Consider the following 14,402-nt stretch of genomic DNA (forward strand, 5'->3'; position numbering starts at 1 on the left):
TATCGATCACGGCTCACGACCCGGCGTTGACGGTGGCAAAGACGACGGCGGCGATCGCCAGGACAAGGGAACCGGCGAGCAGTGCGCTGAGGTAGGTCTGCACGTTGCCGGTCTGGGCGCGGCGGACGGCGGTGCCGAGCCAGCGTGCGCCGGTGCCGGAGCCGCGTACATAGGTGTCGACGACCTCACGGTCCAGGAAGCGGACGACGCGGGCCGCGGCCAGCACGGGGCGGACGAAGAGCGTCGCGTACAGGGCGTCCAGGTGGAAGCCGGCGGCCGCGTGGCGGTGGAGCGGGCCGAGGAGCAGACGGCCGGGGTCGGCGGGATCGGGGGCGTCCCCGTCGTGGCCGTAGGCGGCGGTGTGCGAGGTCATCGCCTCGACCTCGACCAGGGCGGGCTCGGCGTCGGGGTGGGCGACGACCGCGCCCATCGGGGTACGGGCGGCCAGCGCCGTGCGGTGCCGCCAGGCGGCATAGGTGACCAGACCGCCGACGAGGCCGACGCCCGTGGAGAGGACGGCGGTGGCGAGGGAGGGGGTGAGGCTGTTGCCGTCGAACCAGTCGGAGATCGTGCCGACGGTGAGCCCGAAGGCGATGGTGGGGACGGCCAGGAGCCACAGGACCGAGGTCATGGCGACGGGCTGCCTGCCGTGGTCGGGGGCCTCGGCGCCGCGGCCCCGGAAGGCCAGCAGCCACAGGCGGGTGGCGTACGCGGCGGTGAGGACGGCGGCGAGGAGTCCGGCGACGAGGATCGTCCAGCCGGCGGCGGCCGGGGCGACGTCGCGGTCGCCGAAGGCGGTGTGCTCGGCGGCGACGAGGACGGCTTCCTTGGAGAAGAAGCCGGCGAACGGCGGGATCGCGGCGAGGGCGAGGAGGGCGACGGTCATCGTCCAGTAGGCGTCCGGGATGCGCTGGGACAGCCCGCCCATACGGGACATGGCGGCCAGTGAGTTCGTCCCGGCGGCGTGGATGACGACCCCTGCGGCGAGGAAGAGGACGGCCTTGAACGCACCGTGCGAGAGGAGGTGGAAGACGGCGGCACCGCGGTCGCCGACGGCCAGAGCACCGGACATGTAGCCGAGCTGCCCGATCGTCGAGTAGGCGAGGACCCGCTTGATGTCGTCCTGTGCCAGGGCCGCGATTCCGGAGCCGATCATCGTGACGGCGGCCATCACCGCGAGCACGACGAGGGCCGCGCCGGAGGCGGCGAAGACGGGGAGGAGCCGGGCCACGAAGTAGATACCGGCGGCGACCATCGTCGCTGCGTGGATGAGCGCCGATACGGGCGTGGGACCGGCCATCGCGTCGGGCAGCCAGGTGTGCAGGGGGAACTGCGCGGACTTGCCCGCGACGCCCGCGAGGAGCAGCAGGGCGATGAGGGTCGGGTGGTCGAGTCCGCCGTTCGCGACGGCTCCGAGGATGCCCGTGATGCGGAAGGTGCCGGTGTCGGCGGCGAGCGCGAACAGGCCGATGAGGAAGGGGACATCGCCGAGCTTGGTGACCAGGAAGGCCTTGAGCGAGGCCGCCCGCGCTTCGGGCGTCTCCCAGTAGTGGCCGACGAGGAAGTACGAGCAGATGCCCATGATCTCCCAGCCGACCAGGAGCACCATCAGGTCGCCGGAGTAGACGACGAGGAGCATCGCGGCGGTGAAGAGGGAGACGAGGGCCGCGTACGAGGGGTAGCGGGGGTCGTCGCGCAGGTAGGCGGTCGAGTAGATCTGCACGCAGGTCGCGACGAGCCCGACCAGAACGGCGACGAGGACGGCGAAGCCGTCGAGGTGCAGGGCGAGGTCGATGGGGACCGAGCCGGTGGGGGTCAGCTGGGTCGCGGCGTCGATGGCCCGGCCGCCGCCCTGGCGTGCGGCGACGATCACGGCGATGACGGCCGCGCCGAGGGTGGGGAGGATCGCGAGCGGGCGTACGTAACCGGGGGCGGTGCGGCCCAGGAGCAGGCCGGCCGCCGCGCCCAGGAAGGGGAGCAGGGGAACGAGGGCGGCGAGGGTCGTGGTGGTCACGCGGTGGCCTCCGCCTTCTTTGCCTTCCCTGCCGGAGCAGTGGCCTGGTCTGCGTCTTCGGCGGTGTCCGCCCGGTCCGCTTCTTCGGCCGCGTCCGTCTCGGCGGTGTCGCGGAGGCGGTCGATGTCGGAGCTGCCCCGGTTGCGGTAGACCGCGAGGACGATCGCCAGGCCGATGCCGATCTCGGCCGCGGCGATGGCGATGGTGAAGAGGGTGAGGGCCTGGCCGGAGTGGAGTGCGTCGCGGAGCCAGACGTCGAAGGCGACCAGGTTGAGGTTGACGGCGTTGAGCATCAGCTCGACGGACATCAGGACGAGAATCGCGTTGCGCCGGGCAAGTACGCCGTACAGCCCGGTGCAGAAGAGGAGGACGGCGAGCACGGCGGGATAGGCGAGGTGCATCAGCTCTTGTCCTCTCGGGCCGTGTTGTCCTTGCGGGACAGGACGATCGCGCCGACGAGGGCGGCGAGCAGCAGGACCGAGAGCGCTTCGAAGGGCAGCACCCAGTGCCTGAAGAGGAACTCGCCCGATGCCCGGGTGGAGCCCTGGGCCGGTCCTTCCAGGTCGATCCAGGTGGTCCGGAAGGCATCCACGACCACCCAGACGAGGGCGGCAGCGGCAGCGGCGGCCACGCCGAGGGCGACCCACCGGTTGCCCGAGTCGGCGTCCGGGGAGCGGCCGATGGGCGCTCTGGTCAGCATCAGTCCGAAGAGGAGCAGGACGACGACGGAACCCACGTAGATCAGGACCTGGACCCAGGCGATGAACTCCGCGGTGAGCAGGAGGTACTCGACCGCCAGACCGCCGAGTGTCACGACCAGCCAGAGGGCGGCGTGGACGAGCTGCTTGGTCGTGACGGTGAGGAGTGCCGCGCCGAAGGTGGCGAGGCCGACCAGGAGGAAGGCGATCTCGACACCGGTCGGGGAGAGGAAGCCGGGGTGGTCCGCGGCGGTGGTGACGGTGGCAGCCGTCGTGGCGGCGGTGGCGGCGGTGGCGGCGAGGGTCACTGATCCCCCTCCTGCGTCGGTGTCTGCCGCGCTTCCCGCGTGGCCTGTGCTTCCTGCGCCTGCTGGGACTGCTGCGCTTCCTGGGCTGCCTGGGCTTCCTGTGCTGCCTGGGCGCGTTGGGTTTCGAGCTTCTCCGCGGTCTTGCGGGCCGCGGCGATCTCCTTCGGCTCCTCGGCCCCCGGGTCGAGTGCGGGCGGCTCCGGCACGGTCCACATCCACTCGCGGAGCTTGTCCCGCTCGTGGGTGAGTTCGTGGATGTCCGTCTCCGCGTACTCGAACTCCGGCGACCAGAACAGCGCGTCGAAAGGACAGACCTCGATGCAGATACCGCAGTACATGCAGAGCGAGAAGTCGATCGCGAAGCGGTCGAGGACATTGCGGCTGCGTTCACGGCCGCCCGGGGCCGCCGCGGGCACCGTCTCCTTGTGGGAGTCGATGTAGATGCACCAGTCGGGGCACTCCCGGGCACAGAGCATGCAGACCGTGCAGTTCTCCTCGAACAGGCCGATGACGCCGCGGCTGCGGGGCGGCAGCTCGGGCTGGACGTCGGGGTACTGCGCGGTGACGGTCTTCCTCGTCATCGTGCGCAGGGTGACGGCGAGGCCCTTGGCCAGGCCGGAGCCAGGGATCGGAGGCACTAGTTGATCGCCACCTTCACGATGCCGGTGAGCGCGATCTGCGCGAGAGCGAGCGGGATGAGCGTGGTCCAGGCGAGCTTCTGCAGCTGGTCCTCGCGCAGGCGGGGATAGCTGACGCGCAGCCAGATGACGACGAAGGCGAGGATGCCGGTCTTGAGGAGGGTCCAGACCCAGCCGAGCCCGTCGGCCCCGAGCGGACCGTGCCAGCCGCCGAGGAACAGCACCGTGGTCAGGCCGCACAGGACGACGATGCCCGCGTACTCGGCCAGGAGGAACAGGGCGAAACGGAGCCCGGTGTACTCGGTGTACGCGCCGAAGATGATCTCGGAGTCGGCGACGGGCATGTCGAACGGGGGACGCTGGAGTTCGGCGAGTCCGGCCACGAAGAAGACCAGGGCTCCGACGATCTGCCAGGGGAGCCACCACCACTCGAAGGCGTTCAGGATGCCGGGGAGCGAGACGGTGCCCGCCGCCATGGCCACGGAGGCGGCGGCGAGCAGCATCGGCAGTTCGTAGGCGAGCAGCTGGGCGGCGGTCCGGAGTCCGCCGAGCAGCGAGAACTTGTTGGCCGAGGCCCAGCCGGCCATCAGCGAGCCGAGCACCCCGATGCCCATCACCGCGAGGACGAAGAAGATGCCCGCGTCGACGACCTGGCCGACCGCGCCCTCACCGGGGCCGATCGGGATGGCGACGAGGACGAGGAGGTACGGCAGGAGCGCGACGGCGGGCGCGAGCTGGAACACCCGGCGGTCGGCCTCGGCCGGGACCACGTCCTCCTTCTGCGCGAACTTCACGCCGTCCGCGACGAGCTGGGCCCAGCCGTGGAAGCCACCGGCGTACATGGGGCCGAGGCGTCCCTGCATATGGGCCATCACCTTGTGCTCGGTCTGGCCCACGACGAGCGGGACGACCATGAACACGGCGAAGACGATGACGAGCCGGAGGGCGACGTCGAGTACGTCGTTCACGCGGAATCCCCTCCGGCGGGACGGTCGGGACGGTCGGCCTGATCGGGACGGTCCGGGCGGGTTTCTGTGCCGGGGTCCGGCTCGGCGTCCGGCTCGGCGTCATGCTCGGGAGCGGGCGTGCCGCCGGTCGACCGGGACGTACCGGCCCCGCCGCCGTCGGTGTCGTCGAACGCGGGGCGGGCGTCGTGCCAGGGGGCGTCGGTGCTGCGCGGGGGGCGCGGGGCGCGCGGGGGCGTGGCCCCGGGAGCGCTCGCCGTGTCGTCCTGCGCGGACGCAGTGCTCGGCCCGGCCCCGGTGTCCTGCCCTGACGCGGTGTCCGGTTCAGGGGCCGGGGGTGTCGCCGCGCGCTGCTGGCTCGCCGAGCCCTCGGACACGCTGCGCGAACGCCGCGGCCGGGCGGCGGGAGCCGCAGGGGCCACGGGAGCCGCAGGCGTCGCGGACTCTCCGGCCGCACCCGCCGCCGTGTCCGCCGCCGCCTCCGTGCCCGTCGCCGCGCGCTGGGCGGCCGAGCCCTCGCTCGCGCTGCGGGCCCGGCGTACGGGGCGGTCGCCCGCCGCGGCGCGGGCGCCGCGGGCCGGGCGGGAGGGGGCGGGCGGGAGCTGGCCCTTGAGCGGGCCCCATTCGTTCGGGTCGGGGACGCCGGGCGGCAGCATCGTGCGGCGCTTGGGACCTCCGTGCTCGGACTCGCCCGGCTCCTTGGCCCCGGGCCATGCCTTGGCGACCCGGGCGGCCAGGACGAAGTCCTTGCGCAGCGGGTGGCCCTCGAAGCCCTCGGGCAGCAGGAGCGGGACGAGATGAGGGTGGCCCTCGAAGCCGATGCCGAACATCTCGTGGGTCTCGCGCTCGTGCCACTCCGCGCCCGCGTAGACGCCGATGGCGCTGGGCAGGACCGGGGCCTCGTGCGGAACGGTCGTACGGATCAGGAGGCGGCGGACCGTACCGGTTCGCGGGGCCGCGACATGGGCGCAGACGCGGAAGCCGGTGCCGGGTTCGTCGACGGCGCTGAGCCAGTCGAAGTAGCCGCAGCCCAGTCGGTCGCGGGCCGTTTCGAGGGCGTCGATCCACGAGGCGGCGGGAACGTCGACGGTCAGCAGGTCGTAGGCACGCTCGGCGGTGGCGTCCGCGCCGAAGATCTCGGTGACGGCGTCCGGCAGCCGGTCGTACGCCTCCGGACCGGCCGGGACCGCCGGAGTCGTGTCGGCGGGCGGGGCCGCTGACGTCGCGTCGGCGGGCGTGGCTCCGGAGGCGGGATCGGGGTTGGTCACTTCCCCTCCTCCCCCGGTGCGGTGGGGGCGGCGACCGGTGCGCTGCGCAGCGCGGCGGTGGACGCACGGCCCGTACCGGCGCCCTCGGGGGCGTCCGGCCCGGTGGCGTACCGCTCGGCGAGCGACTCGCGGGCGATCTTCTCCTGGAGCTTGAGGATGCCCTGGAGCAACGCCTCGGGCCGGGGCGGGCAGCCGGGTACGTACACATCGACCGGGATGATCTGGTCGACGCCCTTCGTGACGGAGTACGAGTCCCAGTAGGGGCCGCCGCAGTTGGAGCAGGCGCCGAAGGAGATGACGTACTTCGGCTCGGGCATCTGCTCGTACAGGCGCTTGACGGCCGGGGCCATCTTGTCCGTCACCGTGCCGGACACGATCATGAGGTCGGCCTGGCGGGGGCCGGGCGCGAACGGGATCACCCCGAGCCGGATGAAGTCGTGGCGGGCCATCGAGGCGGCGATGAACTCGATGGCGCAGCAGGCGAGTCCGAAGTTGAAGACCCAGAGGCTGTAGCGGCGGCCCCAGTTGAGGACCACCTTCATCGGCTCGGGGGCGAGCCGGGAGAGCACTCCGAGCCGCTTGGGCTCCGGCAGCGGGACCGGCTGCGCGACCGGCGTCGCGACCGGAGCCGAGGCCGGTGGCGAGTCCGGGGTGGATGCCTGTCGCGGCGTCGGACCGGGCTGCGGTTCCGGGGTCGTCCGGCTCGTCACGCCCATTCGAGGACGCCCTTCTTCCATGCGTAGAGCAGTCCCACGGCCAGGAAGCCGAGGAAAATGAACATTTCCACCAGCGTCGTCGCACCGTATCCGGGGGCCGCGAATACCGTCGCCCACGGAAAGAGGAAGATCGAATCGACGGCGAAGATCACGTACAGGAAGGCGTAGACGTAATAGCGCACCTGTGTGTGCGCCCATCCCTCCCCGACGGGGTCCACGCCGCACTCGTAGGTAAGGAGTTTCTCCGGCGTCGGAACCACGGGCCTGAGCAGTCGGCCGGCCCCGAAGGCGACGGCGACGAACAGCACGCCGATCAGGGCGAGCAGTCCGACCACTGAATAGCTCTGGAAGTACTCCGACGCGAGAACGGTCGATTCGGTCCTCACGTCCGCCCCTCGCTCCCTCGAACACACCGGTCCGGCCATCTGTACGCACGGGAGTCTAGGCCCTGTTAAAGAACTGGTAAGCAGCCGCGTCGGGCAACGGGGTGGGGTTATCCCTACTTCACGCCGCCCACGAGCCCCATGGCGTGCGCGTGCGCGGCCCGGCAGGCTGGTCGTATGACCATGAGCCCCTCTGTACCCGACAACGACCGGCCGCCACCCGCGCGCTTCGCCTTCGACCGGTGGACCTGGAAGGAGATCGCGTACCTCCTGGCCAACCTGCCCATGACGATTGCCGGTTTTGTCTACGCGGTGTTCATGCTCGGTGTCGGCGTGGGGTTCTCCGTCACGGTGATCGGCCTGCCCCTGCTCACCGTCGGGCTCCAGGGCGCCCGGCTGCTGGGACGGGCGGAACGGGGCCGGGCGCGGGCCCTGCTGGGTCTGCACGTCGAGGAGCCGAGCTCGATGGCGCGCAGCCGCCGGGACGCCGGGTTCCTCTCCTGGCTGTGGACGGGGCTGAAGGATCCGGTGGGCTGGCGGGCGCTGCTGTTCGCGTTCGTCCGGCTGCCGTGGGGCATCGTGACGTTCGTGGTCACCCTGGTGAGTCTGTTCGTCCTGTGGCCGGTGCTGCCCTTCATCGCGCGGGCGCTGAGCAACGCGGACCGGGCGATGGTACGGGGGCTGCTCTCGCCCTCCGACGAACTGGAACGCCGAATCGCGGAGCTGGAGTCGGACCGGGGGGTCGTCGTGGACACCGCGGCGGCCGACCTGCGCCGCATCGAACGCGACCTCCACGACGGCGCACAGGCCCGGCTCGTCGCCCTCGCCATGGACCTCGGCCTCGCCAAGGAAAAACTCACCGCCGACCCCGAAGCCGCCGCCCGCATGGTCGACGAAGCCCACGGCGAGGTCAAAGTCGCCCTCCAGGAACTCCGCGACCTCGCACGCGGCATCCACCCCGCCGTCCTCACCGACCGAGGACTCGACGCCGCACTCTCCGCCATCGCCTCCCGCTGCACCGTCCCCGTGAACGTGTCGGTCGAGCTGCCGGGGCGGCCCGCCGAGGCGATCGAGGGGATCGCCTACTTCACCGTGTCGGAACTCCTCCAGAACGTCAGCAAGCACAGCGGCGCCCGGTCGGCGTCCGTCGAGGTGTGGCGGGCGGCGGACCGTCTGATGCTCCAGGTGCGCGACGACGGGTCGGGCGGCGCGCGGATGGACGGCGGTACGGGAATGGCGGGTCTCGCGGAGCGCCTGGGGGCGGTGGACGGGCTGTTCGTCCTGGACTCCCCGGTGGGCGGACCGACGACCGTCACCGCGGAGCTGCCCTGGCGCGACCGTACGGAGCCCGCGAAGGCGGTGTGAAGGCGGCTGCGGCGCGGAGGAACCGGGCCGAGGCCGGCTTACGGGCGCTACGGGCACGGAGGGCGCCGAGGGCGCCACGGGCGCGGCCAAGGCCGTTACGGCGCGGACGCGTTGCGGCTCCACCACGCCATCCGCCCCCGGGGGGTGGGGAAAACCCCCGGGCGGATACGGAGACCCCCCTCATGGTGCGAGACCCCCGCGGCCCCGCACCCTGGTACCAGTTGAGAAGCCACATGCCGCGGAGAACGAGCCGCTGCGACAGAGACGGAACGGACGGACCTCATGGCCACGGCATACGGACCGGACACGCGGGACCTCCAGAGGTCCGGTTCCGGCGCCGGGGACCACCCCCCGGTCAAGCACTTCCTCCCGGCCGCGCTGCGTGCGCCGCTGGAGGCTCGGGCGTGGCGCGAGCTTCTGTACCTGGTGCTGAGCCTCCCGATCAGCATCACGCTGTTCGCCCTCTCGATCACCATGATCTCGATGGGCTTCGGCCTGCTGATCACATTCCTCGGCATTCCGGTACTCGCGGTGGGGCTGGCGATGTGCCGGGGCTTCGGCGCGCTGGAGCGGGTCCGGGCGCGCGGGCTGCTGAAGCTGGACGTGGCGTCCCCCGCGCCGGCGCGGGGGAAGACCGGCGGCATGATGTCGTGGGTCGGCGCGGTACTGAAGAGCGGGGTGTCCTGGCGGCACCTGCTCTACTCGCTCCTGCACTTCCCGTGGGCGATCTTCGCCTTCGTCGTGGCCATCACGTTCTGGTCGGTCGGGTGGACGATGTTCACCTATCCGCTGTGGCACTGGGTCTTCCCGGCGTACACGGGTGCCGGCGGGATCCAGCTGTACGGCGACGACAACCACCAGATCTACCTCGACTCCCCCTACGAGCTGGCCGTGACCAGTGCGATCGGCCTGGCCGTGGTGCTGGTCACGCCGTGGGTCGTGCGGGGCCTGGTGTCCGTGGACCGGCTGCTGGTCTCCGGTCTGCTCGGCCCGTCCCGGCTGGCCACCCGCGTCACCGAGCTGGAGTCGGACCGGGGGGTCGTCGTGGACACCGCGGCGGCCGACCTGCGCCGCATCGAACGCGACCTCCACGACGGCGCACAGGCCCGGCTCGTCGCCCTCGCCATGGACCTCGGCCTCGCCAAGGAAAAACTCACCGCCGACCCCGAAGCCGCCGCCCGCATGGTCGACGAAGCCCACGGCGAGGTCAAAGTCGCCCTCCAGGAACTCCGCGACCTCGCACGCGGCATCCACCCCGCCGTCCTCACCGACCGAGGACTCGACGCCGCACTCTCCGCCATCGCCTCCCGCTGCACCGTCCCCGTCAAGGTCGAGGTGGACCTGACGACGAGGCCCGCCCAGGCCATCGAGGGCATCGCCTACTTCACCGTGTCCGAGCTCCTCCAGAACGTCAGCAAGCACGCACACGCGACCCGTGCCACGGTCGACGTGTGGCGGGCGGCGGACCGCCTGATGCTCCAGGTCACGGACAACGGACGGGGCGGCGCCGATGTGACGTCGGGCAGCGGTCTGGCCGGGCTGACGGAGCGGCTGGACGCGGTGGACGGCATCCTCGTGGTCGAATCCCCGGTGGGCGGCCCGACCACGGTCACGGCCGAGCTGCCCTGGCGCGGCTGAGCCCGCCCCGCAGCCCCCCGCAGCCCCCCGCACCGCCCGCAGCCCCCCGCAGCCCCCGCACCGCCCGTCAGCCAAGGCACCGCACAGCGGTGGCCCCCGCTCCGCCCCGGACGCCCGGTCCGTGGCGGAGCGGCGGGCTGTCCCGCCCCGGACCGCGCGGCCCCACGTCCAGCCCCGCGCCCGTCCCCCACGTCCGTCCCCCACGTCCAGCCCCGCGCGTCCGGACGCTCCGTCGGACCGGCCGGACCCCAGCCCGCCGCCGGGCGGCCTCCCCGTGATCGCCTGCCCGGTCACCCGTACCACCACCTGGTGAAACTCCCGACACGCTGCGTGTCCACCCCCGAATCGGGGAAACCTCACCAAGTCGTACCCCCTTCCCGGCGCCGTCCCATCCGCCCGCCGGTCCTGGGATGCTGGGGACGACAGAAGCTGGACACACATCAACAACAGTGGGGGGACACAGCGTCGTGGAGGACAGGGTGCGGGTGGTCATCGCCGAGGATTCGGTACTGCTCCGGGAAGGACTCACCCGGCTGCTCACCGATCTCGGGCATGACGTCGTCGCGGGGGTGGGGGACGCCGAGGCGCTGATCAAGACCGTGGCCGACCTCGACGCGCAGCAGGCGCTGCCCGATGTGGTGGTGGCCGATGTGCGGATGCCGCCCACCCACACCGACGAAGGGGTGCGGGCCGCGGTGCAGCTGCGCAAGGACCACCCCGGGATCGGGGTGCTGGTGCTCTCGCAGTACGTCGAGGAGCAGTACGCCACCGAGCTGCTGGCCGGAAGCAGCCGGGGCGTGGGCTATCTGCTGAAGGACCGGGTGGCGGAGGTCCGGGAGTTCGTGGACGCCGTCGTACGGGTGGCGCAGGGCGGGACGGCGCTGGACCCGGAAGTGGTCGCGCAGCTGCTGGGCCGGAGCCGCAAGCAGGACGTCCTGGCCGGGCTCACACCGCGCGAGCGGGAGGTCCTCGGTCTGATGGCCGAGGGCAGGACGAATTCCGCGGTGGCCAGACAGCTGGTGGTGAGCGACGGCGCGGTGGAGAAGCACGTCAGCAACATCTTCCTGAAACTGGGCCTCTCCCCCAGTGACGGAGATCACCGGCGCGTTCTGGCCGTCCTGACCTACCTCAGATCCTAGAGAACTGACACTCTGTCAGATCTGCCGGGGATGTCGAGGACCTAGCACCAAAGAATGAGCACGCAGCGTTTCGGGCGAACGACTGGGGGGCTTGGAAATAATGTCAAATCGGGCCAAATGGGTGTCTCAAAAGGGCGTCCACCATATGACCGGTCCCTGGAGGGCGACCCCTGCGGAAGTAGGGTGGGCCCTGGGACCACCGGCGGACCGGACGGTCCCGAACCGCCGCCCCGAGGGAGGTCCAGTTCAGTGACCAGCCAGGTCAGTAGCCCGGCCGAAAGGGCCGATGAAGCCGGCGAGGCCGTCGTCGGGGAGCAGCGAGCCCCCCTGTCAGGAGCCACAGGCGCCGGCGGGAAGGAGGTCCGCCGCCTGGACCGGGTGATCATCCGCTTCGCGGGCGACTCCGGCGACGGCATGCAGCTCACGGGTGACCGGTTCACCTCCGAGACGGCCTCCTTCGGGAACGACCTCTCGACCCTGCCGAACTTCCCCGCCGAGATCCGGGCCCCCGCCGGGACCCTGCCGGGCGTCTCCTCCTTCCAGCTGCACTTCGCCGACCACGACATCCTCACGCCGGGCGACGCGCCCAACGTGCTGGTGGCGATGAACCCCGCCGCGCTGCGGGCGAACATCGCCGATGTGCCGCGCGGCGCCGAAATCATCATCAACACCGATGAGTTCACCAAGCGGCCGATGGCGAAGGTGGGGTACGCGACCAGCCCGCTGGAGGACGGCTCGCTGGAGGCGTACAACGTCCATCCGGTGCCGCTGACCACGCTCACGCTGGAGGCGCTGAAGGAGTTCGGGCTCCCCCGCAAGGAGGCCGAACGCTCGAAGAACATGTTCGCGCTGGGCCTGCTGTCGTGGATGTACCACCGGCCGACCGAGGGCACCGAGAGGTTCCTCCGGCAGAAGTTCGCGAAGAAGCCGGAGATCGCCGAGGCGAACGTGGCCGCGTTCCGGGCCGGTTGGAATTTCGGTGAGACCACCGAGGACTTCGCGGTCAGCTACGAGGTGGCGCCCGCCACACAGGCGTTCCCCACCGGGACGTACCGCAACATCTCCGGGAACCTCGCGCTGTCGTACGGGCTGATCGCCGCGAGCCGGCAGGCGGACCTGCCGCTCTACCTCGGCTCGTACCCCATCACCCCGGCCTCGGACATCCTGCACGAGCTGAGCCGCCACAAGAACTTCGGCGTGCGGACCTTCCAGGCCGAGGACGAGATCGCGGGCATCGGCGCCGCGCTGGGTGCCGCCTTCGGCGGTTCGCTGGCGGTCACCACCACCTCCGGTCCGGGCGTGGCGCTGAAGTCGGAGACCATCGGGCTCGCCGTCTCCCTCGAACTGCCGCTGCTGATCGTCGACATCCAGCGCGGCGGACCGTCGACCGGGCTGCCCACCAAGACCGAGCAGGCCGACCTGCTCCAGGCGATGTACGGGCGCAACGGCGAGGCCCCGGTGCCGATCGTGGCCCCGCGGACCCCGGCCGACTGCTTCGACGCCGCGATCGACGCCGCCCGGATCGCGCTGACGTACCGGACTCCGGTGTTCCTGCTCTCCGACGGCTATCTGGCCAACGGTTCCGAGCCGTGGCGGATCCCCGAGGTCGACCTGCTCCCCGATCTTCGGGTGCGGTTCGCCACCGGACCCAACCACGAACTGGCCGACGGCACCGAGGTGTTCTGGCCCTACAAGCGCGACCCGCAGACCCTGGCCCGCCCCTGGGCGGTGCCCGGCACCCCGGGCCTCGAACACCGTATCGGCGGCATCGAGAAGCAGGACGGCACGGGCAACATCTCGTACGACCCCGCCAACCACGACTTCATGGTCCGCACCCGCCAGGCCAAGATCGACGGCATCGAGGTCCCGGACCTGGAGGTCGACGACCCCTCGGGGGCGCGGACGCTGGTGATCGGCTGGGGCTCGACCTACGGGCCGATCACCGCCGCCGTACGCAGGCTGCGCGGCGACGGGCACTCCATCGCCCAGGCGCACTTGAGGCACCTCAACCCCTTCCCGAAGCACCTCGGCGAGGTGCTGGGGCGCTACGACAAGGTGGTCGTACCGGAGATGAACCTCGGGCAGCTCGCCATGCTGCTCCGGGCGAAGTATCTGGTCGACGCCCACAGCTACAACCAGGTCAACGGAATGCCGTTCAAGGCCGAGCAGCTCGCGACGGCTCTCAAGGAGGCCATCGATGCCTGACACCAACGAGCTGTTGCAGCTGGTGCCGAAGGCCGAGGCGAAGCAGTCCATGAAGGACTTCAAGTCCGACCAGGAAGTGCGCTGGTGCCCCGGCTGCGGCGACTACGCGGTCCTCGCCGCCGTGCAGGGGTTCATGCCCGAGCTGGGCCTGGCGAAGGAGAACATCACCTTCGTCTCCGGCATCGGCTGCTCCTCCCGGTTCCCGTACTACATGAACACCTACGGGATGCACTCCATCCACGGCCGCGCCCCGTCCATCGCCACCGGGCTCGCCACCTCGCGCCGGGATCTGTCGGTGTGGGTCGTCACCGGTGACGGCGACGCGCTGTCCATCGGCGGCAACCACCTGATCCACGCGCTGCGCCGCAACGTGAACCTGAAGATCCTGCTGTTCAACAACCGGATCTACGGGTTGACGAAGGGTCAGTACAGCCCGACCTCCGAGGTCGGCAAGATCACCAAGTCGACGCCGATGGGTTCGCTCGACGCGCCCTTCAACCCGGTGTCGCTGGCGATCGGCGCGGAGGCGTCGTTCGTGGCCCGCACGGTCGACTCCGACCGCAAGCACCTGACCGGTGTGCTGCGCGCGGCGGCCGACCACCCGGGCACGGCGCTGGTGGAGATCTACCAGAACTGCAACATCTTCAACGACGGCGCGTTCGAGGTCCTCAAGGACAAGGAGAAGGCGCAGGAAGCGGTGATCCGGCTGGAGCACGGGCAGCCGATCCTCTTCGGCGCCGAGGACACGAAGGGTGTCGTTCGGGATCCGGCGACCGGTGATCTGCGGGTGGTCGCGGTCACCGAGGAGAACCGTTCGCAGATCCTGGTCCACGACGCGCACGCCGCCTCGCCGACCACGGCGTTCGCCCTCTCCCGGCTCGCCGACCCGGACACCCTGCACCACACCCCCATCGGGGTGCTGCGCAGCGTCGAACGGCCGGTCTACGACAGCCAGATGTCCGACCAGCTGGACTCCGCGGTCGAGCGCAACGGCAAGGGCGACCTGGCCGCGCTGCTCGCGGGCAACGACACCTGGACGGTCATCGGCTGACGACGGCCGGCCGG

13 protein-coding genes are annotated in these 14,402 nt (G+C 71.2%); 5 read left to right on the forward strand and 8 right to left on the reverse strand.

Annotated elements, in window-relative coordinates:
• Positions 1–13: 13 nt before the first annotated feature.
• The 8 genes from ABT170_RS29160 to ABT170_RS29195 all read right to left on the reverse strand — a co-directional run bounded on the left by ABT170_RS29160 (position 14) and on the right by ABT170_RS29195 (position 7,032).
• Complete coding sequence (locus ABT170_RS29160; protein ID WP_351872281.1) at positions 14–2,014, reverse strand: NADH-quinone oxidoreductase subunit 5 family protein; 2,001 nt, start codon at positions 2,012–2,014, stop codon at positions 14–16.
• Positions 2,011–2,415 (reverse strand): NADH-quinone oxidoreductase subunit NuoK, encoded by a 405-nt coding sequence (nuoK, locus tag ABT170_RS29165; RefSeq protein WP_329940703.1) that lies wholly within the window; start codon positions 2,413–2,415, stop codon positions 2,011–2,013. The genes ABT170_RS29160 and nuoK overlap by 4 nt, the downstream gene beginning before the upstream one ends.
• Positions 2,415–3,020 (reverse strand): NADH-quinone oxidoreductase subunit J family protein, encoded by a 606-nt coding sequence (locus ABT170_RS29170; RefSeq protein ID WP_329940704.1) that lies wholly within the window; start codon positions 3,018–3,020, stop codon positions 2,415–2,417. Before ABT170_RS29170 ends, nuoK begins: the two co-directional genes overlap by 1 nt.
• Positions 3,017–3,658: a NuoI/complex I 23 kDa subunit family protein gene (locus tag ABT170_RS29175; protein WP_351872285.1), complete on the reverse strand. Its 642-nt coding sequence runs from the start codon at positions 3,656–3,658 to the stop codon at positions 3,017–3,019. Before ABT170_RS29175 ends, ABT170_RS29170 begins: the two co-directional genes overlap by 4 nt.
• Positions 3,658–4,626 (reverse strand): complex I subunit 1/NuoH family protein, encoded by a 969-nt coding sequence (locus tag ABT170_RS29180; protein WP_329940706.1) that lies wholly within the window; start codon positions 4,624–4,626, stop codon positions 3,658–3,660. The genes ABT170_RS29175 and ABT170_RS29180 overlap by 1 nt, the downstream gene beginning before the upstream one ends.
• Positions 4,623–5,780: an NADH-quinone oxidoreductase subunit C gene (locus tag ABT170_RS29185; RefSeq protein WP_351872367.1), complete on the reverse strand. Its 1,158-nt coding sequence runs from the start codon at positions 5,778–5,780 to the stop codon at positions 4,623–4,625. The genes ABT170_RS29180 and ABT170_RS29185 overlap by 4 nt, the downstream gene beginning before the upstream one ends.
• Positions 5,781–5,887: 107 nt before the next feature.
• Positions 5,888–6,607, reverse strand: coding sequence for an NADH-quinone oxidoreductase subunit NuoB (locus tag ABT170_RS29190; protein WP_329940707.1), 720 nt, complete (start codon positions 6,605–6,607; stop codon positions 5,888–5,890).
• Positions 6,598–7,032 carry an NADH-quinone oxidoreductase subunit A gene (locus tag ABT170_RS29195; RefSeq protein WP_399960927.1) on the reverse strand — a complete coding sequence of 145 codons (435 nt, stop codon included), beginning with the start codon at positions 7,030–7,032 and terminating at the stop codon, positions 6,598–6,600. The genes ABT170_RS29190 and ABT170_RS29195 overlap by 10 nt, the downstream gene beginning before the upstream one ends.
• A gap of 135 nt (positions 7,033–7,167) precedes the next feature.
• Here ABT170_RS29195 and ABT170_RS29200 point away from each other — a divergent pair, with 135 nt between their 5' ends.
• The 5 genes from ABT170_RS29200 to ABT170_RS29220 all read left to right on the forward strand — a co-directional run bounded on the left by ABT170_RS29200 (position 7,168) and on the right by ABT170_RS29220 (position 14,388).
• Positions 7,168–8,355 carry a sensor histidine kinase gene (locus tag ABT170_RS29200; protein WP_351872290.1) on the forward strand — a complete coding sequence of 396 codons (1,188 nt, stop codon included), beginning with the start codon at positions 7,168–7,170 and terminating at the stop codon, positions 8,353–8,355.
• Between the two features lie 282 nt (positions 8,356–8,637).
• Positions 8,638–9,993 carry a sensor histidine kinase gene (locus tag ABT170_RS29205; RefSeq protein ID WP_351872292.1) on the forward strand — a complete coding sequence of 452 codons (1,356 nt, stop codon included), beginning with the start codon at positions 8,638–8,640 and terminating at the stop codon, positions 9,991–9,993.
• A 479-nt stretch (positions 9,994–10,472) separates the two neighbouring features.
• Positions 10,473–11,132 carry a response regulator gene (locus tag ABT170_RS29210; protein WP_329940770.1) on the forward strand — a complete coding sequence of 220 codons (660 nt, stop codon included), beginning with the start codon at positions 10,473–10,475 and terminating at the stop codon, positions 11,130–11,132.
• Between the two features lie 249 nt (positions 11,133–11,381).
• The gene (locus ABT170_RS29215; RefSeq protein WP_351872295.1) at positions 11,382–13,337 is read left to right on the forward strand and encodes a 2-oxoacid:acceptor oxidoreductase subunit alpha; all 1,956 of its coding nucleotides are present in this window, start codon (positions 11,382–11,384) and stop codon (positions 13,335–13,337) included.
• Complete coding sequence (locus tag ABT170_RS29220) at positions 13,330–14,388, forward strand: 2-oxoacid:ferredoxin oxidoreductase subunit beta (RefSeq protein WP_329940763.1); 1,059 nt, start codon at positions 13,330–13,332, stop codon at positions 14,386–14,388. The genes ABT170_RS29215 and ABT170_RS29220 overlap by 8 nt, the downstream gene beginning before the upstream one ends.
• Positions 14,389–14,402 lie beyond the last annotated feature (14 nt).

Source organism: Streptomyces sp. NPDC001787 (genome assembly GCF_040297465.1).
Classification (GTDB): domain Bacteria; phylum Actinomycetota; class Actinomycetes; order Streptomycetales; family Streptomycetaceae; genus Streptomyces.